General features: G+C 44.5%; 25 protein-coding genes. 23 read left to right on the top strand and 2 right to left on the bottom strand.

Annotated features, from left to right (window positions below; translation table 11 throughout):
• Positions 1-226 precede the first annotated feature (226 nt).
• From AN618_RS09045 to AN618_RS09055, 3 genes are all read left to right on the top strand, one after another.
• Positions 227-1,516, top strand: coding sequence for an S-layer homology domain-containing protein (locus AN618_RS09045; RefSeq protein ID WP_083515150.1), 1,290 nt, complete (start codon positions 227-229; stop codon positions 1,514-1,516).
• A gap of 91 nt (positions 1,517-1,607) precedes the next feature.
• Positions 1,608-2,069 (top strand): hypothetical protein, encoded by a 462-nt coding sequence (locus tag AN618_RS09050; protein WP_157081693.1) that lies wholly within the window; start codon positions 1,608-1,610, stop codon positions 2,067-2,069.
• An 83-nt stretch (positions 2,070-2,152) separates the two neighbouring features.
• Entirely contained in the window at positions 2,153-2,428 is a 276-nt protein-coding gene (locus AN618_RS09055; RefSeq protein ID WP_066354122.1) for a hypothetical protein, read from the top strand.
• Positions 2,429-2,631: 203 nt separating this feature from the next.
• Here the strand turns inward: AN618_RS09055 and AN618_RS14170 are convergent, their stop codons facing one another.
• On the bottom strand, positions 2,632-3,021 hold the full coding sequence (locus AN618_RS14170; RefSeq protein ID WP_066354124.1) for a hypothetical protein: 390 nt from the start codon (positions 3,019-3,021) through the stop codon (positions 2,632-2,634).
• A 182-nt stretch (positions 3,022-3,203) separates the two neighbouring features.
• Here AN618_RS14170 and AN618_RS09065 point away from each other — a divergent pair, with 182 nt between their 5' ends.
• The 5 genes from AN618_RS09065 to pyrR all read left to right on the top strand — a co-directional run bounded on the left by AN618_RS09065 (position 3,204) and on the right by pyrR (position 6,204).
• Positions 3,204-3,500, top strand: a complete 297-nt coding sequence (locus AN618_RS09065) for a DUF5665 domain-containing protein (protein WP_066354206.1) — start codon at positions 3,204-3,206, stop codon at positions 3,498-3,500.
• A gap of 20 nt (positions 3,501-3,520) precedes the next feature.
• Positions 3,521-4,147 (top strand): TraR/DksA C4-type zinc finger protein, encoded by a 627-nt coding sequence (locus tag AN618_RS09070; protein ID WP_187694913.1) that lies wholly within the window; start codon positions 3,521-3,523, stop codon positions 4,145-4,147.
• A gap of 126 nt (positions 4,148-4,273) precedes the next feature.
• The gene (gene lspA / locus AN618_RS09075; protein WP_066354127.1) at positions 4,274-4,726 is read left to right on the top strand and encodes a signal peptidase II; all 453 of its coding nucleotides are present in this window, start codon (positions 4,274-4,276) and stop codon (positions 4,724-4,726) included.
• Between the two features lie 17 nt (positions 4,727-4,743).
• The gene (locus tag AN618_RS09080) at positions 4,744-5,667 is read left to right on the top strand and encodes an RluA family pseudouridine synthase (protein ID WP_066354129.1); all 924 of its coding nucleotides are present in this window, start codon (positions 4,744-4,746) and stop codon (positions 5,665-5,667) included.
• Entirely contained in the window at positions 5,668-6,204 is a 537-nt protein-coding gene (pyrR, locus tag AN618_RS09085) for a bifunctional pyr operon transcriptional regulator/uracil phosphoribosyltransferase PyrR (RefSeq protein WP_066354136.1), read from the top strand.
• 1 nt (position 6,205) lies between these two features.
• Here the strand turns inward: pyrR and AN618_RS09090 are convergent, their stop codons facing one another.
• A complete protein-coding gene (locus AN618_RS09090) occupies positions 6,206-7,975 on the bottom strand; it encodes an Rqc2 family fibronectin-binding protein (RefSeq protein ID WP_066354137.1) in 1,770 nt (589 codons plus the stop codon).
• Positions 7,976-8,100: 125 nt separating this feature from the next.
• Here AN618_RS09090 and dapF point away from each other — a divergent pair, with 125 nt between their 5' ends.
• The 15 genes from dapF to pknB are packed head-to-tail and all read left to right on the top strand — an operon-like array spanning position 8,101 to position 22,805.
• On the top strand, positions 8,101-8,943 hold the full coding sequence (gene dapF, locus AN618_RS09095) for a diaminopimelate epimerase (protein WP_066354138.1): 843 nt from the start codon (positions 8,101-8,103) through the stop codon (positions 8,941-8,943).
• Positions 8,944-8,969: 26 nt separating this feature from the next.
• Positions 8,970-10,133 carry an LL-diaminopimelate aminotransferase gene (locus AN618_RS09100; protein WP_083515152.1) on the top strand — a complete coding sequence of 388 codons (1,164 nt, stop codon included), beginning with the start codon at positions 8,970-8,972 and terminating at the stop codon, positions 10,131-10,133.
• Positions 10,134-10,162: 29 nt separating this feature from the next.
• Entirely contained in the window at positions 10,163-11,035 is an 873-nt protein-coding gene (locus tag AN618_RS09105; RefSeq protein WP_066354210.1) for a YicC/YloC family endoribonuclease, read from the top strand.
• Between the two features lie 20 nt (positions 11,036-11,055).
• The gene (gene remA, locus AN618_RS09110; RefSeq protein WP_066354141.1) at positions 11,056-11,325 is read left to right on the top strand and encodes an extracellular matrix/biofilm regulator RemA; all 270 of its coding nucleotides are present in this window, start codon (positions 11,056-11,058) and stop codon (positions 11,323-11,325) included.
• Between the two features lie 18 nt (positions 11,326-11,343).
• Positions 11,344-11,964 (top strand): guanylate kinase, encoded by a 621-nt coding sequence (gene gmk / locus AN618_RS09115; protein ID WP_066354143.1) that lies wholly within the window; start codon positions 11,344-11,346, stop codon positions 11,962-11,964.
• Positions 11,961-12,167: a DNA-directed RNA polymerase subunit omega gene (gene rpoZ / locus AN618_RS09120; RefSeq protein WP_066354146.1), complete on the top strand. Its 207-nt coding sequence runs from the start codon at positions 11,961-11,963 to the stop codon at positions 12,165-12,167. Before gmk ends, rpoZ begins: the two co-directional genes overlap by 4 nt.
• An 11-nt stretch (positions 12,168-12,178) precedes the next feature.
• Positions 12,179-13,384 carry a bifunctional phosphopantothenoylcysteine decarboxylase/phosphopantothenate--cysteine ligase CoaBC gene (gene coaBC / locus AN618_RS09125; RefSeq protein WP_066354154.1) on the top strand — a complete coding sequence of 402 codons (1,206 nt, stop codon included), beginning with the start codon at positions 12,179-12,181 and terminating at the stop codon, positions 13,382-13,384.
• 20 nt (positions 13,385-13,404) lie between these two features.
• Positions 13,405-15,603, top strand: a complete 2,199-nt coding sequence (gene priA / locus AN618_RS09130) for a replication restart helicase PriA (protein ID WP_066354156.1) — start codon at positions 13,405-13,407, stop codon at positions 15,601-15,603.
• Between the two features lie 14 nt (positions 15,604-15,617).
• The gene (gene def, locus AN618_RS09135; protein ID WP_066354159.1) at positions 15,618-16,085 is read left to right on the top strand and encodes a peptide deformylase; all 468 of its coding nucleotides are present in this window, start codon (positions 15,618-15,620) and stop codon (positions 16,083-16,085) included.
• A 2-nt stretch (positions 16,086-16,087) separates the two neighbouring features.
• Entirely contained in the window at positions 16,088-17,074 is a 987-nt protein-coding gene (gene fmt, locus AN618_RS09140; RefSeq protein WP_066354162.1) for a methionyl-tRNA formyltransferase, read from the top strand.
• Complete coding sequence (locus tag AN618_RS09145; protein WP_066354164.1) at positions 17,019-17,807, top strand: DUF116 domain-containing protein; 789 nt, start codon at positions 17,019-17,021, stop codon at positions 17,805-17,807. The genes fmt and AN618_RS09145 overlap by 56 nt, the downstream gene beginning before the upstream one ends.
• Entirely contained in the window at positions 17,797-19,143 is a 1,347-nt protein-coding gene (gene rsmB, locus AN618_RS09150) for a 16S rRNA (cytosine(967)-C(5))-methyltransferase RsmB (protein WP_066354171.1), read from the top strand. The genes AN618_RS09145 and rsmB overlap by 11 nt, the downstream gene beginning before the upstream one ends.
• A 14-nt stretch (positions 19,144-19,157) precedes the next feature.
• Positions 19,158-20,198: a dual-specificity RNA methyltransferase RlmN gene (rlmN, locus tag AN618_RS09155; protein WP_066354172.1), complete on the top strand. Its 1,041-nt coding sequence runs from the start codon at positions 19,158-19,160 to the stop codon at positions 20,196-20,198.
• Positions 20,195-20,929: a Stp1/IreP family PP2C-type Ser/Thr phosphatase gene (locus AN618_RS09160; RefSeq protein WP_066354173.1), complete on the top strand. Its 735-nt coding sequence runs from the start codon at positions 20,195-20,197 to the stop codon at positions 20,927-20,929. Before rlmN ends, AN618_RS09160 begins: the two co-directional genes overlap by 4 nt.
• Positions 20,930-20,948: 19 nt before the next feature.
• On the top strand, positions 20,949-22,805 hold the full coding sequence (pknB, locus tag AN618_RS09165) for a Stk1 family PASTA domain-containing Ser/Thr kinase (RefSeq protein ID WP_066354175.1): 1,857 nt from the start codon (positions 20,949-20,951) through the stop codon (positions 22,803-22,805).
• The last annotated feature ends 1 nt before the right edge of the window (position 22,806 follow it).

The following is a 22,806-nucleotide window of genomic DNA, read 5'->3' on the forward strand; positions in this document are numbered from 1 at the left end:
TGGCCATCCCTTCATCTTTAGCTCCATTTAGAAAAAGGTGGTGCAAAATTTCAGAATCGATGGTAATATTATATTGAGCCATTTCTCATCCCTCCAGTTAGGTTTTTGTGTTGGCAATTTAATTCTAACCAGAGGGATGGGGGTGGCTCAATCCCTTTTTACACAATTATATAGACTTAACTTCGTTTTGTGGCTATAATAAAAAGCAAAATAAGAGAAAGGAGGAATGATGCTTGCAGTATGGTTGCAGGCATCGCAAGATGTGGATAAAAAATTCATGAGGATTAAAAGAATAGTCATACCGATATTAACTTTCTTAATGATTGTGATGTCGTCACCTTTTGCCAGTGCCGAAATTGCTAATCCAACTAACATTCTTAAGGCTGTCCCGGCAAATGTCATGGTCTTGGAGGTTGCTGACACTAATGCAACAGGCCTAGACGCTACAGCTGAACAGATTTACAAAGCAATGAAGCAATCCAGTTCCATGTCTTTTGCCAATGAGATGATTGGGGTAGCACAGGTGCAATATGTAAGTAACTTTTCAGACGTCAAGCCAACCGACTGGTTCTACAACGACGTATTAAAAGCCCGTCAACTCGGCCTGGTTGCTGGTGTAGTGAACAGCTTATTTGCACCAAATAAAACCATCACTTTTGCTGAATACATCACAATCTTAGTCAGGGTGTTAGGTTTAGAAGCCAAAGCTCCTCAGCAAGGAGCCCATTGGGCGTCAGGCAACATTGACGCCGCAATAAAAGCGGGAATAATCAAGGCGGGAGAAATTAAAAACATTGACGCAGGCATTCCACGAGAATTTATGGCCGTTTACACTTGCAAGGCTTTAGGAATTCCTCTAGCAGACGGTTCTCAAATTATTTTCGCCGATACGAAGAATGTAAGCCCCGAGATAAGAGGATATATCAATGCAGCGTTTAATGAGTATCTCACTGAAGGAGTAGGTAGAGACGCTCAAGGAAATCGTCTTTTTGGCTACGGCCAGACTGTTACAAGAGCCCAATTAGCTACAATGGCTTTAAGAATCAAAGCATACAAAGAGAACAAAGAGGCATACAAGAACGAAAGGGCATTAGCACGTCAAGCCGATGACATAGCATGGCAGATTGGGCATCGGAATAACGATAGTGGTAGCGGCTCAAGTGGAGGCACACAACAACAGCAGCAATATGTCGTATGGAATGGGTATAAGTTCCCAGCAGATTCGAAGTTTTATGATATGAATAAGGACGGGCATCCATTAAGTTATGTCGATTTCACAGCATTGATGTGGTATAACGATAAAGAAGATTATGATACGCTATATGGTATATTGACAAGTAAGCTTGATGCATCAACCGTGAAAAAGGTTTTAGATTATGCAATGTCAAAGAAGGATGTTAATCAGAAATTACCAGACAAGAAATTTACTACGCCTGATGGTAAGTACGACATATGGGTTTACAGTGAGGCATGTGATTCAACAGTGTCAATAGAAGTAGACCGAACTGGCAAGTAGGGAGGCGATGGGGAAACATGACCAGGTCTAAGATGAAGAGGGCATTGAGTATAGCGATAATGCTAAGTTTAACAAATTGACGTCTCGAGATTTGAACTTCCCATTAGCAATAAAAGGTGGGAAATTACAAGCTAGAGTTTACAAAGTAGCCGGTTACAATAAAGGTAAGTGGGTTGATTACGGTTACATCTTCGCATACGGAGAACCCTATGGGGATTCAGTTCAAGTTGACTATGGCAAAGGGCCTGTCACCGTAAGAAGGTATTTAGGCAGGGCTGGATATACCAGTACAGACAATGGCGGCGATTACACAAACATAGCATTTCCTTATGACGCCAAGGTTACATGGACTTTCCCAAAGTTATATAAGAAAGGTACAATGCTGGAAACGCCTTGGGCAACCAAGGAGTACAGGGATAAGATAAGAAATCAGTTAGGTCAAACGCTAAATAAATCTGCAGATACAGCATTTTATGGTCCTGGGCATGAAGAAGCCAAGCAAAAACTCATCGAACAAATCAAATCGGCATCGAACTTGTTCATCCAGACTTAGTAGGCGACAAAGATGAATTCAATAAAATCCCTTGGGAAAAATACGTTCACATCTACCAGCCTCCAACTTACAGCTCCTGGGGCATGGGCTGTATCTGGCACATAGACAGTGGGGGGAACCTTTGGTATAAGTCAATACCAATTGCACCATACAAGCTAGTCGAGGAAAAATACGGTATAATCACTTTAGGTTTTACAGATGACAACACAGTAGGTACAATAGACATAGTAGATAGCGAGAACAAAGTATTCCCTGACATAGACTTCACATACGCTAATGAAGTTTTGAAATATTTAATGCTCCACTCTTGGGTGAGAGAAGCATTAGAAGAAAAAAAGGAGAACTTTGGGATATTTTAAATTTGGTTATTTCGTACGAAAAAGGCGATTGGAAAATGGTGGAACATTTTTGTGAAATTATGGGATTCAATCGCGGTAATCTCTTAAAAATTTATTTAGATGTTTTAAAATGGCTCAATTTATTATAAACCTTAAAATAAATGGAAGGATAAACGATGTGATGACACCGGCAAGACCTATTGCTAATCCGCTCATTGCCCCCTCTATTTCTCTATTAAGTTCTTGCTGAGATGATACGGATCTAGCCTGTATCTGGCTCCGGGAAAATATTCTAACCCTTGTTTTACCCCTTTCTCCCCATCTCCTCCTATGTTTATCTCTTCTACGCGATTTATGGCCCATATATCTCCCGTTTTCGCATACGTTTGTTTTTCCTTAAAGCCTATTACTTCCCACGTCTCTCGATCCCTGTTGTTCATTAAATTTAGGTCTAGTTGTTCTAATGTCCATATCAGCATTTGACTGCTCACTTTTTGAGATAGCTTACTTATCCCTTTTTCAAGTTCATAAAAGTCCTTGCTTTCCGCTAAAATTTTTGTTAAACCATTGTGTAGAAGAAGGATTGCGCCTACCAGGTGTCGAATATTTAGCATAAGACCTCACACTCCTTTTTGTGTTTTGGTTTGTTTTTTGGGTGGTGAGGTCTTTTTTTCTACGTTTGTATGCCCTTTTCCCTTATTTCTACCTACTTAAATTTTACACTGTCAGGGGGCTAAATAGCCGGCATAAAAAAGGGGGAGTTGGTTAAATTAGAATAAGGGGTACCTTGATGTTGATGGACAGGGAAAACCTCATCCGCGAGTTGTGCTTAAAAATCGACGAGCTTTCGGTCAAGATAGAGAAGCTAAACCTCTCGGAATACTTGGAACTGTTCAGGAACCCCAGGAGGCTGCTTTATCTTAATTTTTTGGCAGGGGTCGCAAGAGGTTTTGGAATGGCGGTGGGGTTCACTTTGCTGGGGGCTTTGGCACTGTACATCCTCCAACGCGTCGTCATACTAAACCTCCCCCTCATAGGCGATTTCATAGCTGAATTAGTCAGGATAGTGCAGGATGAACTTTCCGTAAAATAATGGTGATGAGGAGGATAATCTTGGAAAACAAGGAGTACTACCGTCGGAAGCTGGAGGACTTGAAACGGGAATTGGAGAGCCAAATGTCTACAATAACCAGGAGGGGTTCGGAGCCGTTGAAGGAATCGGTTGGGGAGCTCTCGGCGTACGATAACCACACGGCGGACCTGGCGGCTGAAACTTTCGAAAGGGAAAAGGACCTGGGCCTGCGGGATAATACGAAAAGGATGCTGGTGAAAGTGGAAAGGGCCCTTGGTAAAATTGAGGACGGAAGTTATGGGTTTTGTGAGAAATGCGGCAGCCCGATAGAAAAAGAGCGTTTAAAATTAGTCCCGTACACCACCCTATGTGCAAAGTGCAGCAAAGAAGAAGAAAAAATTTTCGCGAAGGGGGCAAGACCGGTAGAAGAAGAGGTATTGAAGTATCCCTTCGGGAAAAGTTTTCGCGACGATTCGGAAAATGTTGGATACGATGGGGAGGATGCGTGGCAGGATGTGGCAAGGTACGGCACGGCCAACACTCCACAGGATGAACCGGGTTCGATTGATTACGACGAGGCTTATACCGATGGAAGCGAGGAAAGAGGGATAACTGATAAATTGGATAAAGTAATTTATGAAGACGAACCGGGCAAAATGGGAAGATAAATACCCTTAACGGGTATTTATTTTTTATCCCGCACGATTTGCCGGGTAGTAAAGATTTCATTGATGTTAGGAGGGCAGTGGTATATAATTTTTATGTAGCAATAAAAGTTTGGAGGTTTTGGTGATTTGGCTGTATGGATTTTTGCAGCACTTATTTTTGCGGTGGACCAGTTGACAAAAGCCCTGGTTAAAACGCACATGGCTCCCAACCAGTCAATTCCGGTTATAGATAATATTTTGCATCTGACGTACGTGCAGAATACGGGGGCAGCTTTTAGCCTTCTAAAAGGCAGGGTATTTTTTTTCGTTGTGGTATCTTTTGCGGTTATTGCAGTTATTGTTTATTATCTGATAAGATTGCCTAAAGAAAAGAAACTTTTCAAATTCACACTTGCCCTTGTTCTGGGCGGAGCTTTTGGAAACCTGGTAGACCGTTTGCGCTTTGGCTACGTGGTGGATTTTATAGATTTCAGAATCTGGCCCGTTTTTAATGTGGCTGATTCTGCAGTGGTGATAGGTGTGCTTCTGCTTTTGTACTTAGTAATGTTCGACAGTGAGATTCTGAAAAGTTTGGATTGAGACGGGAGGGGCAATTTTTGGAGAGGACCTTCAAAATCAACGTGACGGAAGAAGATGTAAAAAAGCGCATAGATGTTTTTTTGGCGGGATTAATGAACGATTTTTCGAGGAGTTACATACAAAAAGGAATCGAAGAAGGGTGGGTAAAGGTAAACGGAAAATTTGTAAAACCCAATTATAAGTTGAAAAAAGGCGATGTAATTGAAGCAGAGATACCCGCTCCCAAACCTCTTTCGCTCGAACCTGAAAATATTCCTCTCGACATTATCTACGAGGACCAGGACATAATCGTTGTCAACAAGCCCCGCGGCATGGTGGTATATCCGGCGCCCGGAAATTACAGCGGAACTCTTGTAAATGCTCTTTTGTACCATACGAAAGATTTGTCCGGAATAAATGGCGTTCTGCGCCCCGGGATAGTTCACCGGTTGGACAAAGATACTTCCGGCGTTATCGTTGTGGCAAAAAACGACCAGGCCCACCGAGAGCTAGTAAATCAATTTAAAAGCAAAAAGGTAAAAAAGACGTATCTCGCGATCGTTTGGGGAAATATCCTTGAGGATAAGGCCACGATTGAAGCCCCAATAGGCAGGCATCCGGTAAAGCGGGTAGAGATGGCCGTGGATGCGAAACATGGCAAAGAGGCCATAACCCATTTTAAAGTATTAGAAAGATTCGGAGATTTTACTTTCGTTGAAGTCAGCATAGAGACGGGAAGGACTCACCAAATTAGGGTTCATATGAGCTATATAGGCCATCCGATTGTAGGAGACCCTGTTTATTCAAGGAAGAAAAATCCTTTTAAAATTAAGGGGCAGGCCCTTCACGCCTTTCGGTTGGGGCTTTATCACCCGAGGAAAGGTGAGTTCATGACCTTTGAGGCCCCGGTTCCCGATGATTTTAATGAAATCTTAAATACTTTGAAAAGGAAGGTGATGTGAATGGAAGAAAAAGCCCGCATAATGGATGATAAAGCCATTGACAGGGCGCTGACCAGGATAAGTCACGAAATTATCGAGCGAAACAAAGGAGTAGAAGACCTTGTGCTGGTAGGCATTAGGACGAGGGGAGTTCCGCTGGCAAAAAGAATGGCGTCGAAAATTAAAAAAATAGAGGGAGTCGATATCCCCGTGGGGATTTTGGATATAACGCTTTACCGGGACGACCTTTCGACTTTGTCGGAGCAGCCCGTGGTAAACAAGACGGAAATAGATTTCGAGATTACAGGTAAAAAAGTAGTGCTGGTGGACGACGTTATATATACGGGAAGGACCGCAAGGGCGGCACTTGACGCTCTGTCGGACCTGGGGCGGGCAAGGCTGATACAACTGGCAGTGCTCATCGACAGGGGGCATAGAGAGCTCCCCATAAGGCCGGATTACGTCGGGAAAAACGTGCCCACATCCAGGGATGAGATAATAAAGGTTAAATTGGAGGAAGTCGATGGGGAAAACAGCGTTGTAATCCTGAAAAAGTAGTCTAAATTTTTTTCAACCTCTCAACAATCCCCGCGTCCGGTGTGACGTAAATGGTCTTGTGATGGTCGTAAATTACAAAACCCGGTTTGGCTCCCGGAGGTTTCCTCACGTACCTTCTCAAAGTGTAGTCGACGGCGACGTTGCTGCCATTTCGGGCTTTGCTGTGATATGCGGCGAGCAAGCACCCTTCCAAAAGAGTTTCGTCATCGACCGGCCTTCCGCCCGTCTGTATGATTACGTGGGAACCGGGCAGGTCTTTTACGTGAATCCAAATATCTTCGGGTTTTGCCTTTCGGGTAATCATGTCATTTTGTATGTTGTTCTTTCCGACTAGGATAGTAAAGCCCGTGGAAGACGTGTATTTGATAGGTGAAGAAGGGTGAGCTTCGCCCTTCGATTTTTTTCCTGATTCTTTTATGTAACCGTATTTTGAAAGTTCCTTTTGGATTTCTTCAATATCTTCCAGGTTCTCCGCCTGCTCTATGTTGTAAAGTTCGCTTTCTAAGTATTTGATTTCGCTCAAAGTCTTTTCCATTTGGGTTTCAACCTTTTCCTTGGTAGCGCGGAGTTTTTTGTACTTTTCAAAGTAATATTGGGCGTTTTGGGACGGCGAAAGTTTTTCGTCCAGCGGTATCGAAACGGTTTTGCCTTCGTCGTAAAAATTTGGGAGGTTGATTTCCTTCATCCCCGGCGAAACTTTATAAAGATAGGCTGAAAGAAGCTCACCGAACAATTTAAATTTTTCTATGTCGCTTGCTTCATCAAGTTTTTCCTGTTGAAAGGAGAGAATCTGGCGAAGTTTTTTTATATGTTTTTCTAATTGGTCGCGCAAATTTTTCTTTATGTTTGTGAGCTTTTCGTACTTTTCCTTAAGAGAATAGAATAGGTCAACCGCTTCGTTTGCGCTTTTCAGGGAGATGACTTTGAATTTATCAAGGTGCGATAGGGGAAAAATCCAAAATTCCACGGGTTCATCGGTGTCCTCGTCAAAGTAAATTTTTGGCGAATACCGCGAGTTTTGTATGTCGAAGGATAGTTCTACTAGAGCCTCGGCTATTTTTTGCTTTTCCTCCAAATTCAATTCGTTTGCGGGCTTTTTTTCGTCAACTCCGCTCTTGAATAAAATCTCTTTAGAGACGGTTTTGCTTATTCCCATAAATTTTTCCGTTATCCAGCGTTCGACCTTGATTGGTTCTGAAGCTTGCAAGATAATGTCGCGCAATTTTTTGCCCGTTTGAATTTCGCAATCGAGGATGTTTAACCTTTGGCCTAATGGTGGAAGGATGTATTTTTTTCCGGGCAGAATCTCCCTTACCCGGTTTATATCGGAAGGTATTCGCTTTATGGAGTCGATTATGATTTTGTTAGTATCGTCAACGAGTATTATATTGCTGTGCTTCCCCATTATCTCCACTATGAGAGTTCGATATATAGTTCTTCCAAATTCATCTTCGTTTTCAACTACTATTTCGACTAGCCTTTCCAGGTCCTTTTGCTTAATTTCGACGATTTTCCCGCCAGAAAGATTCTTCCTGAGCAGCATGCAAAACATTGGCGGTGAGCTGGGATTTTCTTTTTCGACTTCGGTTAAATGCAGCCGGCAATTCTGAGGATGGGCAGAGATAAGGAGTTTTTTTTCTTCCTTGTACCGCCTTATGCAAAGCAGGATTTCGCTTTTGTCCGGCTGGTATACTTTATCGATTTTTCCTCCGATTAAACATTTTTTCAGTTCGCTTATAACTGCGTTTAATACAATTCCGTCGAATGGCATGGTCGTCCCCCTTTATGTTAGGCTGCTTTTAGTATACCATAAATGAATATATTGTTTTAATAGGAATTAGGTGGTATAATAATTAATAATGATTTTTCAAGTAAGATTGAGGGTGATAGCGTAATATGAAGTTTACTAAGATGCACGGTCTGGGAAACGATTTTATTGTCGTAAATGGTTTTATAGAAGATGTGAGAATAATATTTGATAAGGCGGCAAAAATATGTGACAGACACCGAGGAATAGGAGCCGACGGCATACTGCTGGTGCTCCCTTCCGAAAAAGCGGACCTCAAAATGAGGATCATAAATAGCGACGGCAGCGAAGCGGACATGTGCGGAAACGGAATACGCTGTTTTGCCCGGTACGCCTTTTCGAGAGGACTTGTAAAAAAGACGAATATGACGGTAGAAACCTTAGCGGGCATCATAAAACCGGAAGTCATCGTTAAAGACGACTTGATAGAAAGTGTTAGGGTTGACATGGGATGCTACAGCCTGAAGTGCAAAGATGTACCATTAAAAGAAGATGTGAAAGAGGAAGCTGTGGACCTCGACATCGAAGTGGACGGCCAAGGGTTTAAGTTTACTGGAGTTTCGATGGGAAATCCACACTGCGTGATCTTCGTGGACGATGTGGAAAGTTTTCCGGTTGAACAGTTGGGGCCTAAAATAGAAAATCACCCATTTTTTCCCAAAAAGACCAACGTGGAATTTGTACAAGTCAAAGGGCGTGATTTTTTGAAAATGAGAGTATGGGAAAGGGGCGCCGGGCTCACCATGGCCTGCGGCACAGGGGCATGTGCTTCGGCGGTTGCGGCCTACAAAAAAGGACTAACCGGCCCTAAAGTAACGGTGAACCTGCCGGGGGGAGACCTGTACATAGAGGTGGAAGAAAGCGGACGGGTTTACATGACAGGACCTGCCGCAGAAGTATATACCGGCGAGATAGACCTCAATATACTTTAAAATTTCAACGAACGGGGGAGATGAATTTGAGAATTGCAGAGCGCATAAAAAAAATACCGCCTTACCTTTTTGCTCAGATAGACAAAAAAATAGCCGAACTCAAGAAGAAAGGAGTAGATATAATAAGTTTGGGAGTGGGTGATCCCGATTTGCCCACACCGCCCCATATCGTAAAGGCCCTTGAAAGAGCGGCAAATGATCCTGAATGCCATAAATATCCGGCTTACGAAGGGTCGCTGGAGTTCAGAGAAGCGGTAGCTACATATTATAAAAGGAGATTCGGCGTGGAACTGGACCCCGAATCCGAAGTAATGGCCCTTATAGGTTCAAAAGAAGGTATTGCTCATATATTTTTCGCCTTTATCGACCCCGGAGATTACGCTCTAATTCCAGATCCAGGATACCCGGTTTATAAAACCGCCACATTGTTCGCTGGTGGGATACCCTATCCAATGCCCTTGCTGAAAGAAAACAATTTCCTTCCGGATTTTTCAAAGATAGATACGGAAGTGGCAAAGAAGGCGAAGCTGATGTTTCTTTGCTATCCGAACAATCCTACCGCTGCCGTGGCGGATGAGAAATTCTTCGAAGAAGCCGTGGAATTTGCAAAAACTTACGATATAATAATTTGCCACGACAGCGCATACGTCGATATCACTTTCGACGGCTACAAGGCCCCTAGCTTGCTTTCCGTAAAAGGCGCAATGGATATTGGTGTAGAATTCGGTTCTCTTTCAAAACCTTACCGCATGACCGGCTGGAGAATTGGATATGCGGTCGGCAACAAGGATATAATATCCGCATTGGGAATTATTAAGACAAATATAGACTCGGGACAATTTACCGCAATTCAAAAAGCCGGCATTGAAGCGCTTTTAGGGCCGCAGGACAGCGTAAATGAAATGCTGTCTGTGTTTGAAAAAAGGCGTAACCTGGTCGTCGAGACTTTAAAGGGAATAGGCCTTGAGGTGGAACCTCCGAAGGGAACGTTTTACGTTTGGGTGCCGGTTCCTGAAGGCTATACATCTCAATCCTTTGCGGAAATGCTCATTGAAAAAGCGGCGGTGGTCGTAACGCCGGGAGTCGGTTACGGAGATTACGGTGAGGGCTACGTGAGAATTTCGCTTACAACGCCAGATGAAAGGCTGAAGGAGGCCATGAGACGGATTAAAGAAAGCTTGAGCTTTTGATTTTGAAGGTTTTTAAAGGGTTGGTTATTATGATAAGAAGCATGACCGGCTATGGGCGCGGAAAAAGCTGCGGCAAAATTACCTGGGAAGTCGAACTGAAATCGATAAATCACCGCTTTTTGGAAATATACGTGAAATTGCCCCGCCAGTGGTTTTTTCTGGAAGAAAAGATAAGGAACTATATCAGGGAGCGCATAAGTCGGGGGCGGATCGATGTTTTCGTAAACTGTTCTTCGGAAACGTTGCCTGTAGACATAAAAATTGACAAACAGGCAGCGGCGAGCTATTATAAAAAGTTGGTGGAATTGAAGGAAGAGGTGGGCTTCGAGGGACCGGTAACACTTTCTTTGCTGTCCGTTATGCCGGATTTGTTCGTAGTCGAACAGCAGTTTCCTGAGGAAGAAGAACTGTGGCCAGAACTTAAAAAGGCGCTCGAAGAAGCGGTGGATAACCTTATTGAGATGAGGACTAAGGAAGGGAATAATCTATGGCGGGACATTTCATCCAGGCTTGATGTCATCATGGAGAGGGTCAGAAACATAAAGATAAGGTCTGATGTAATGATCGAAGAATATCGCAAGAAGCTCCAGCAAAAAGTGAAAAAGATAAAAGAAGGCTTGGAGCTGAACGAAGAGAGATTGGAAGCTGAAGTTGTGATTTTCGCAGAGAGGTCCGATATTAGCGAGGAACTAGTGAGGATAGAAAGTCACATTGCCCAATTTAAAAATATGGGGGATGCTGAGGGAGTCTCGGGCAAAAAAATGGATTTTTTGGCTCAAGAAATTTTCAGGGAAGCCAATACCATTGCGTCTAAATCCGCGGACTATAATATAACGAGAGAAGTAATTGAAATAAAAAGCGAACTTGAGAAAATAAGGGAACAACTGCAGAATATTGAATAATTTTATCAGGAGGGAATATTGTGGAAATAAAACTTGTAAACATAGGATTCGGCAACATAGTTTCTGCAAACAGAATCATTGCAATTGTAAGTCCAGAATCTGCTCCGATAAAGCGCATAATCCAGGAAGCCCGCGACAGGGGTATGCTGATAGACGCGACCTACGGAAGGCGCACCCGTGCGGTTATAATAACAGACAGCGATCATGTGATCCTATCTGCCGTCCAGCCGGAAACCGTAGCTAACCGGCTGAACAACAAAGACATTGAAGAAGAAGTAGAGGAAATATAAATTAGGAGAGAAATCATCATGTCCAAGAGAGGGATGTTAATAGTACTTTCCGGGCCTTCGGGAGCTGGCAAGGGGACCTTGTGCAGTCAGTTACTGAAGAGAAGGCCTGAACTTGTGCTTTCGGTTTCCGTGACGACCAGGCCACCAAGGCCCGGGGAAGTAAACGGTGTCAGCTACTATTTTACCGATGAAGAAAATTTCAAAAAAATGGTAGAAAAGGGCGAGTTCCTGGAGTGGGCTAAAGTTTACAATAATTATTACGGAACTCCTAAAAAATTCGTAGAGGAACATTTGAAACAAGGCAAAGACGTCATTTTGGAGATAGACATTCAAGGGGCAAGACAGGTGAAGGAAAATTGCCCCGATGCTATTTTTATATTCATTTTGCCGCCCGACATTGAAGAATTGAAAAATCGAATAATAAAGCGGGGAAGCGAAAGCAAGGAATCTTTTGACTTGAGGGTAAAGAGTGCCGAAGAAGAACTGAAAGCCATGTACGACTACGACTATGCGGTTGTAAACGATGTCCTGGAGGAAGCGGTGAAAAAGTTAGAGTCGATAATTGTGGCTGAAAGGTGTAAAGTCGTAAGAAATAAAGAACTGTTGCAGTTGGTATGCAAGGAGGGGTGCAAATTATGATGTATCCGTCTATAGATTCGTTAACCAGCAAATACGAGAGCAAGTACGCTCTCGTTGTAGCAGCGGCAAAGCGTGCAAGGCAGCTCGTTGAAGGTTCGCCCAAACTTGTTGACGTAAAGACCACAAAGCCGGTTTCCATTGCCCTTTTTGAGTTAGACTCGGGGAAGATAAAAATAGAGCCTCCCCTTTCCGGAAATAAGTAGGTGGAAAGATTATGTTGCAGGATAAATTCATCGTGTTGGGTGTGACGGGCAGCATAGCGGCTTACAAAGCCGCAGAGTTGGTGAGGCTTTTAAAAAAAAGGGGAGCAGAGGTTCAAGTCGTAATGACCAGCTCTGCCAAGGAATTCGTCACACCTTTGACTTTTCAGGTGCTTTCCGGTAATCCCGTTGTTACCGACATGTTTGAAAAACCGGTTCGCTGGGAAGTGGAGCACGTCTCCCTTGCCGACAGGGCGGACCTTTTCGTAATCGCTCCGGCCACAGCCAATGTAATTGCAAAAATGGCAGCCGGCATCGCCGATGATATGTTGACTGCTTCGGTCCTGGCAACCCGGGCGAAAATTTTGGTGGTGCCGGCTATGAACGTAAATATGTACTTGAACCCGATTACCCAGGAAAACATAAGCTTCCTTAAGGAAAAAGGTTTTTACGTGATGGAACCTGATGAAGGCTTTTTGGCTTGCGGTTATTCAGGGAAAGGTAGGTTCCCTGAGCCTGAAAAAATATTAAAAGTTATAGAAAGACTGGCTGGAGTTTGCGGTGACCTTCAAAATAAAAAAATCCTCATTACCGCTGGCCCCACCAGAGAACCCATCGACCCGGTGAGGTTTATTTCAAACCGCTCTTCCGGCAAAATGGGTTACGCACTGGCGGAGGCTGCTGTGGAACGCGGTGGTGAGGTTATACTTATTTCTGGACCCACCTGCCTTCCGCAACCGTCAGGACTTTATAAGTACATCAGGGTCAATACGGCACTGGAAATGCGGGAATGTGTTCTGGAATATTTTCCCTGGAGTGATGTGGTAATAAAAGCGGCGGCTGTTTCGGACTTCAGGCCGAAAAATTACTCGGAGTACAAGATAAAAAAGAAGGATAGTGCGACTGCGATGACCCTCGAACTGGAGAAAAATCCGGATATTTTAAAGGAGTTGGGGGAAAAAAAACAAAAGCAGCTTCTTGTGGGTTTTGCCGCCGAGACGGACGAGATTAAGGAAAACGCCATGGAAAAACTCAACAAGAAAAATCTCGATCTTATCGTCGTCAATGACGTAACTGCAGAAGGGGCGGGCTTTGAAGTTGACACAAATATCGTCAGGATATATTACAAGGATGGTTCTGGTGAAGAAATTCCCAAAATGACCAAAAAAGAACTGGCGCATGTCATTCTGGACAGAGTGGTAAAACTTCTAAAAAATTGATTTTTGCTGGAGGGATTTTTTTGAACGAGTTGGCGGAGGTTGCTGTTGACGCAAAGCACCCTGCCATAAAAGGCGAGTATTATTACATCGTTCCCGAACACTTAAAAGAAAAGATACAGGTGGGTAGCAGAGTAAGGGTCCCTTTCAACAACAAAACCGTGGACGGGGTGGTTATACGCTTTTTGAAAAAAGAAGACGCAAATTGCGATTTTTGTTTGAAAGAAATTTCGGCGGTGGATGAACGGTTTGTGCTGCCGCAATTTATGCTGGAACTGGCTGGACGTCTCGCGGAGTACTATGCAGCAAATATTATAGACTTTTTAAAGTTAATGCTGCCTCCGGATGTCGGTCTGCCAAAGGAGTCTTTATATTCTGTAGCGGAAGCGGGGAAGATCGAAAGCTTCAGGTCAGAAATTCAAAAGGAAGTCTTCCGCGTTGTAAGGGATGCGGGTTCGATTACTTCGGAGGATATTTCGAAAATACTGGGTTTACCCCATTCGAAGGTAAAAGGGGCTCTTTCGTCTTTGATGAAAAAAGGGTTTGTAAAAAGAGAATTCAGGGTAAAAATCGAAAACCCATCATATAGAGAAGATAGCCCGAAAGCTTTTTTTCCACGGTTAACGTTTGAACAGGCAAAAGCTCTGAATGAAATAAAACGAAACATGGAAGAAGAAAACAAACCGGTGCTTCTTTTTGGGATAACGGGTAGCGGAAAAACTGAGGTATATATTAAGGCTATAGAGAATGTGCTCGCAAAAGGTAAAAAGGCGCTGGTTCTGGTACCTGAAATATCTCTAACGCCTCAAATGACGGAAAGGTTTCACGAAAGGTTTCCAGGGAAAGTGGCTGTGCTCCACAGCAGGCTTTCCGATGGAGAAAGGTTCCGGGAGTGGTACAGAGTTTATAAAGGAGATGCCGATATTACCATCGGTGCAAGGTCGGCGGTTTTCGCGCCAATCAGGGATTTAGGGTTGATAATCGTCGATGAAGAACACGAATCTTCCTACAAGCAGATGGAATTCCCTTTTTACGATGCCAGGCAGGTTGTGCGGTTCCGCGCGGAGATTCAGGGAGCGGCCGTTGTTTATGGCAGCGCAACACCTTCGGTAGAATCCTTTTACAAGGCCATAAAAGGAGAGTTCGCTCTTTTAAAATTGACCCGGCGGGTGACGGGAAAACCGCTTCCCCCCATAGAAATCGTAGACATGAGGGAAGAACTGAAATCCGGAAACAAGCACATTTTCAGCAGGAAGCTGTGCTCGGAGATGGATTCCGCTCTATCCCGCGGTGAACAGGTGATCCTTTTTCTCAACCGGCGGGGACATTCCACCTTCGTACTTTGCAGAGATTGCGGTTATGTGCTGAAATGCCCCCACTGCGATATTTCCCTCACGTATCATATGAGCGACAAAAAGGGGAAATGTCATTACTGCGGATTTCAAGTAGACGCTCCAGATACCTGTCCGAAATGCGACAGCCGCAATATCCGTTACTTTGGAGCGGGGACCGAAAAGGTGGAGCAAGAGATCAAAAGCCGTTACCCCGGGGTCAAGGTGATTAGGGTTGACGCCGATTCTACCTCTAGAAAAGGTGCGCTTGAAAAAATGCTCTGGGAATTTAAATCGGGTAAAGCCCAGGTTCTGGTGGGCACCCAGTCCATAGCAAAGGGCCTTGATTTTCCGCGGGTGTCGCTGGTCGGCATTATTGCAGCCGATGTTACCCTTAACCTGCCTGACTTTAGAGCCGGAGAAAGAACCTTTCAGCTTATAAGTCAAGTGGCCGGCAGAGCCGGCAGAGGCGATATCCCCGGAAGAGTGATAGTGCAGACGTATTGTCCCGAATCTTTGGCTATAAAAGCTGCCTGTCAATATAAATTCAAAGATTTCTACAAAGAGGAGCTCATCAATAGAAAGAAGTTTGAATATCCGCCTTTTTATTTTTTGATGAACCTGACTTTTACAGGCACTGATCTTGCTCAAGTTGAGGCGGCGGCGTTTAAAGTCAAAAAAATTCTTGAAGAAAAAGTGCCGCAGGTTAAAATACTAGGGCCAATTCCGGCGCCGCGGTTTAAAGTGAAGGACAACTTTCGGTACAACATTTTGCTGAAAAGCAGTAAGCAGGAAAGCTTAATAAAAGCAGGAGATATCTTGAAAAATTTGAAGGGCTTTGACAGAAAAGTTTACCTGAGCTGGGATATGGACCCTCAAGATTTGATGTGAACGGAGGTTGAAAAATGGCTATAAGGAAAATACGCCAGCTGGGAGACGAAGTTTTGCGGAAAAAATCCAAGAAGGTAACCGTATTCGATGAGAAGCTAAAAGAGCTGATTGAAGATATGGCGGAAACGATGAAATGGGCCAACGGCGTAGGGCTTGCAGCTCCTCAGGTTGGCATATTAAAAAGGGTTGTTGTGATAGATGTGGGAGAAGGACTGATAGAGCTTGTAAACCCTGAAATAATAGCCGAGGAGGGAGAGGTGGTCGGCGTCGAAGGATGCCTGAGTATCCCCGGAATTACAGGAGAAGTGGCAAGGCCAAAAAAGGTAAAGGTCAGGGCTCAAAATTCCAAGGGGGAATTCATAGAACTTGAGGGAGAGGACTTGCTGGCAAGGGCGCTCTGCCACGAGATAGACCACTTGGACGGCATACTCTTTATAGACAGGGCACAAAGGATAATCGAAGAAGATAGCGAAGAGGGATGATTATGAAAATAGTCTTTATGGGTACTCCGGACTTTGCTCTGCCTTCCCTCGAGGCTCTCATCGAACATGGCTACGATGTGCTTGCGGTGGTGACTCAGCCCGACAGGCCGAAGGGGAGAAAGCGCACCCTTACCCCTCCTCCGGTCAAGGTGAAAGCAGAAAAATACGGAATAAGGGTGTACCAGCCCGAAAAAATAAGGGACGAGTCATTCGTGAAAGTGCTAGAATCTCTTGCCCCCGAGCTATTTGTGGTAGTAGCTTATGGTCAGATCTTGCCGCCTTCGGTGCTTCGCATTCCATCTATAGGTTGCATCAATGTACATGCCTCGCTTCTACCAAAATACAGGGGAGCGGCCCCGATTCAATGGGCGATTATAAATGGAGAGGAAAAAACTGGAGTTACCACTATGTGGATGGACGAAGGCATGGACACAGGCGATATCTTTCTCCAAAAGGAGGTAGCAATTGACCCTGAATGGTCTGCCGTGGAGCTGTCCGAAGTGCTGTCAAAAGTTGGCAGCGAACTTCTTTTGGAAACCCTTGAAAAAATTAAAGCCAAAGATATAATCAGAGTACCGCAGAACCATGCTGAAGCGACGTACGCTCCGGTTTTAAAGAAGGAAGATGCGAGGATTGACTGGAAAAACTCCACCAGAGCCATTTACGATCTGATACGGGGGGTGCAGCCCTGGCCCGGCGCTTTTACCTTCAGGAGGGGTGTGGAGCTGAAAATCTGGAGGGCTGAAATTTACGCTACGGGAGAAAGCGGGGAGCCGGGGAGGGTGCTGGGAATCGATAAAGAGCGCGGAATATTAGTAGGAACCGGCGATGGAGTTTTGTTGATTACCGAGCTGCAGGAAGCGGGAAAGAAAAGGATGTCCGCCGCCGAATATTTGCGGGGACATTCGATAGCCGAGGGAGAGTTTTTTTCTGATGATGGAAATAAGGAAGACCAAAAAAAGGATATATATAAGTCTACTTCTGGTTAGCATTGCCATATTATCGGCTTTGGCGACGGCGGGTGTGGCACTTTACCTGAATAAGTTTACCCACTTTTACAAGTGGATGTTACTTACAGTTTTGTTGGGATTGGCTATACTTATTGTTGTTCTGAGCCTGGGCCTTGCAGCGACGGTGCTGACTTTGTGGCACGTAAAAGGCTTTTTTGGATTGGAACGGTTGATAAATTTTTCTTTGAACTTGCTTTTTCCTATCACGATTGCTTTGGGGAAGCTGCTTCACATACCTAAGGATATAATAAAAAGTTCCTACATAGAGGTAAACAATAATCTGGTAAAAGCCAAGAATTACAAAATAAAACCGGAGGATATCCTGGTATTGGCACCCCACTGTCTCCAGCGGTGGGATTGCCCCTATAAAATTACGGCCGATGTGTCGAATTGCAGGCGTTGCGGAAGGTGCGACATAGAAAAGCTTGTTACCCTTACCGAGAAAAAAGGGGTAAGATTGGCTGTGGCCACCGGCGGGACGCTGGCGAGAAAGATAGTGATGGATTTCAGGCCGAAGGCAATTGTCGCCATCGCCTGCGAGAGGGATCTTTCCGAAGGAATTCTTGACACAAATCCGATTCCGGTTTTGGGCATATTAAATATAAGGCCGGAAGGACCATGCGTAAATACGAGGGTGGATGTTAAAAAGGTCGAAGAAGCCCTGGATTTTTTTCTCATTGGAGGGAAAGGGAGTAAAATAGATGAAAAATAAAAGTCCTCGTGCAATTGCCGTGAAAATACTCACTGAGGTGGAAAAAGGGTCCTACTCGAATCTTGCTTTAAACCGGCATTTGACTCCTGAAATCGAAAAGGAGGACAGAGCTCTCATTACAGAACTGGTGTATGGTGTAGTAAAATACAGGGTGAGGCTCGACTACGTGCTTTCAAAGTTTTCGAAGGTAAAGATAAGCAGCATACATCCCGTTGTGTTGAATAGCTTGAGGGTAGGTCTTTATCAAATATTGTTTCTGGACAAAATCCCCGATTACGCCGCTGTCAATGAGTCGGTGAATGTGGCAAAATCTATCGGCAAAAGGGCGGCGGGTTTCGTCAACGGCATTTTAAGAAACGTGATAAGAAATAAAGACGGCATAGATTATCCTGAGCCGGCAAAAGAGCCGGTGAGATATCTTTCCATCTATTATTCCTTTCCAGAGTGGATGGTTCGAAGATGGATTGAGCTTTTCGGATTTGATTTTACCGAGTCCTTACTTAGTGCATTCAATGAAAAGCCAAAGTTATGTGTTCGGGTCAACGAATTAAAGATAAAAAAAGATGATTTAAAAAGTCTTTTGAATAAAGAAGGCGTAAAATGGAGCTCCGGGCTTTTCCTCGAGGAAGCCCTTTACATCGAAGACGGACCGCCTTTGACCCGGCTTGAAAGTTTTAGAAGCGGTTATTTTCAGCCCCAAGATGAAAGCTCGATGCTGGTGGCAAGGGTCTTGGGGGCGAAAGGCGGGGAAAAAGTGCTGGACGTGGCGGCAGCTCCTGGAGGGAAGACGACCCACATTGCGCAGCTCATGAAAAATACGGGAAGAATACACGCATGGGACCTTCATCCCCACAGAATTGAGCTTTTGAAAGAAACTTGCCGCAGGTTGGGCGTCACGATAGTTCATCCCGAAGTGCGGGATGCGAAAATCCCCGATACGAAAAGTTTCGAGCAGTTCGACAAGGTGCTGGTGGATGCACCATGCAGCGGACTAGGAGTAATTAGAAGAAAGCCGGATATAAAATGGACAAAAAAGCCGGAGGATGTTATCAATTTGAAGAGGGAGCAGTTCGAACTTTTAAGTGCTTCTTCTAAGTACGTAAAGCCGGGCGGCGCTATAGTTTACAGCACCTGCAGCATAGAGCCGGAGGAAAACGAAAAGGTCATAGAGAAATTCCTGCAGGAAAACCGGGATTTTGAACCGGACGACATAAGACCGTTTCTGCCGAAGGCCCTTTCCGGCGAGTTAAAAGAACCGTACGGATATATACAAATATATCCGAATGTACACGGAATAGACGGGTTTTTTATCGCGAGGTTGGTAAGAAGACAATAAAGGGGTAGTTTTTTATGCCGAGGACGGATCTAAAAGGAATGACCGTAGAAGAGCTTCAGGATTTTTTAAGGCCTTTAGGTGAACCTGCTTACAGGGCAAGGCAGATTTTTCGATGGATTTACAAAGGGGTCGAGGATTTCGACAAAATGACCGATATACCAAAAAGCCTTGCTGCAAAGTTAAAAGAGATTTGCTATGTAGGCAAGATAAAAATCCACCGGAAGTTCGAGTCGCAAAAGGATGAAACTGTAAAATACCTCCTTTTGCTCCAAGACGGCGAAGTTATCGAGAGTGTGAAGATGGAGCATGACTACGGTATTACCGTATGCGTTTCAAGCCAGGTCGGATGTCCTATGGGTTGCGCTTTTTGTGCTTCCACCATAGGAGGTTTTAGGAGGAATTTAACTGCCGGAGAAATGGTTGACCAGGTGCTTGTAATTCAGGAAGACATAAAAAAAAGAATAAGCCACGTGGTAGTTATGGGTAGCGGCGAACCGCTTCTAAACTACGATGAGCTCATAAAGTTTTTACGGATAATAAACTCAAATTTGGCTTTCAACATAAGCTACAGGAGGGTGAGCGTTTCTACTTGCGGGATAGTCCCCGGGATAAAGCGCCTTGCCGAAGAAAAGCTGCCGATAACGCTTTCTGTGTCACTCCACGCTCCTTTTGATGAATTGAGGGACAGGCTAGTTCCGATAAATCGCCGATACCCGATAATGGAATTGTTAGATGCGTGCAAATATTATATAATAAAAACTAAAAGGCGCATAACCTTCGAATACACCATGATATCCGGCGTCAATGATTCCAAGGAGTGTGCGGTGAAACTCGCGCGTTTGTTAAAAGGTATTCTTTGCCACGTAAATCTTATACCGCTGAACCCCGTGAGAGAAAGGGTTTTTGAAAGAAGTGCGAATGAACGAATCAAGCTCTTTGAAGAAATTTTGAAGAATTACGGCATTTCGGTTACTGTAAGGCAGGAAATGGGAGCCGACATCGAGGCTGCCTGCGGTCAACTGCGGAGAAGCTTTCTCAATGAGGTGAAAAAATGATTCATTGCGCAAAAAGTGACAGGGGCAGGGTAAGGCCCAACAACGAGGATGCCTTTTATATTCCGGAAGATATGAATGAGCCGTTGCTTTTCATAGTGGCGGACGGCATGGGAGGTCATAATGCCGGAGAAGTAGCAAGTCGGCTGGCGGTGGAAGAAATTTCTTCTTATATCAAAACCAAATACGATGCCAAATCTTTTCAAGACGACGTGGCGTTACTGATTAAAGAGGCGTTTATGGCCGCTAACGAAAAAATATATAAAACCTCCCTTGAATCGGAGGAATGGGCTGGAATGGGAACTACTGCCACACTCGCTCTCTTTAAAGACGGCAAGGTTTACATAGGCCATGTAGGGGATAGCCGCGCTTACATGTTGCGGAGCGGTCATTTGCGCCAGCTGACCAAGGACCACTCATTAGTATGGCAGCTTATGGAAGAAGGAAGGCTGACGGCTCAAGAAATAAAATACCATCCGATGCGGAACGTAATAACGAGGGCTTTGGGCGTGGATGATAAAGTGGACGTGGATATATCGGATTACGCGTATAAAAGCGGGGATATTTTCCTGCTTTGCAGTGACGGCCTGACAAACATGCTGGACGACGAAAGGATAAAGGAGATAATTTTGAGCGCTGATAGTGTTGAGGCGGCCGCCGAGAGACTGGTACAGGCCGCAAACAACCTGGGCGGTTACGACAATATTACCGTGGAGCTCATACTTGTTGACTAATATGGAGAAGTGATAAATTATGATAGGAAAAACGTTAGGAAACAGGTATGTCGTTTTGGAAGAAATAGGTGGGGGAGGGATGGCCGTAGTTTATAAGGCCAGGTGCACCCTCCTTAACAGGATTGTTGCAATAAAGGTTTTGAGGCCCGAATACTCCCACGACGAAAATTTTGTCATGAGGTTCCGGAGGGAAGCCCAGGCAGCAGCCAGCCTTTCGCACCCGAATATCGTGAACATCTATGATGTCGGCCAGGAAGACGGAATTTATTTTATTGTGATGGAATACGTGGAAGGTAAGACCTTAAAGGAGATGATAAGGGAAGAAGCGCCCCTTTCTCCTTCAAAGGTGATAGAAATAGCAAAGCAGATTTGCGATGCGCTTGAATGCGCCCACAAAAATAAAATAGTTCACAGGGATATAAAACCGCACAACATAATAATTACTCCCGAAGGAATGGTAAAGGTAACGGATTTCGGCATAGCAAGGGCCTCCACAGGTTCTACGATAACCAATACCGGAGGGCTTATAGGTTCGGCACATTACCTTTCGCCGGAACAGGCAAGGGGAGGTTTTGTGGATGAAAGGAGCGACATTTATTCACTGGGAGTACTTCTTTACGAAGCCCTGACAGGCCGCGTGCCTTTTGACGGCGACAGCCCCGTGGCTGTTGCGTTAAAGCATATTCAGGAAGAACCAAAACCCATTTCTCAATTGATACCGGGGTTTCCTCCGGCTCTGGAACAGATCGTAATGAAATGCATTTCAAAATCGCCGGATGAAAGATTCCAAAAAGCATCGGAACTAAAAAGAGAACTTGCGAAAGTCGAAAAAAATTTGGAAGTGCTGAACTTCAAGCCATCAGAACTTGAAAAAACCATGGTCCTTGATTCGATCAAGGAACCTACTTTAAAAAGCAAAGAAAAAGGACGAAAAAGAAGTCCGAACTTTTTGAGGGGACTTGCTATTGCTCTGCTGTTCGTAACTCTGTTTGCGGCTTTTTCGTATTTGGGAATGGTGATAGCGCGCAAGTATTTCTACGTTCCTGAAGTGATGGTGCCGAACGTAATAGGCTATAGTGAGGAGGAGGCAATAAGAAAACTGCAGGAGAAAGGTCTGAAAGCCGAAATAATAGACAGAGTCTTTTCCGATGAACCTGCGGGGCAGGTGATCGACCAGGAGCCGAAAGGCGGCACCGTTGTCAAAATCAACCATCCACCCATAGGACTAATCGTAAGCAAAGGGCCTAAAACGCAGGGAGTTCCAAGGTTAATCGGACTTACCGAAATAGATGCCATCAATCTCATTGAAAGCAATAAATTCAAAGTTGGGAAAAGGTCAGAAGAGTATTCCGACGAGTATCCCGAAGGAATAGTAATAGACCAAAACCCGAGAGAAGGGCTGCAAGTCCCTGAAGGTACCGAAATCAGCTACGTGGTAAGCTTGGGACCAAGGGAGAAAAAAATAAACATGCCGCTTCTCATAGGGAAAGATTTGGGTGAGGCAAAGAAAGAGCTTGAAAAAAACAAATTAAATCTGGGCAGCGTTGATTTTAAGTCTTCCGACGCAAAGAAGAACACGGTTATAGATCAAAATCCGAAGCCCGGAGCAGAAGTTGAAGAAGGATCATCGGTAAATCTTATTGTAAGCAGCGGTCCTCCGGAAGTGAAAAGAGTCAACATTTCTATTCCACTTCCGGCAGAGCCGCCGCAGTTTACCGTAAAAATCGAGGTTTCCGACGAATCGGGAACCAGAGTGGTTTACAATAAAAAACATACTCCGGAGGATAGCCCGCTTGTAGTTCCAATAGAAGGAATAGGATCGGTCAAGGTTAGGATATGGATAGATGATGAGCTTTGGTCCGAAGAAAATTTGTGAG

This window comes from Fervidicola ferrireducens, assembly GCF_001562425.1.
GTDB classification, from domain to species: Bacteria; Bacillota; Thermosediminibacteria; order Thermosediminibacterales; family Thermosediminibacteraceae; genus Fervidicola; species Fervidicola ferrireducens.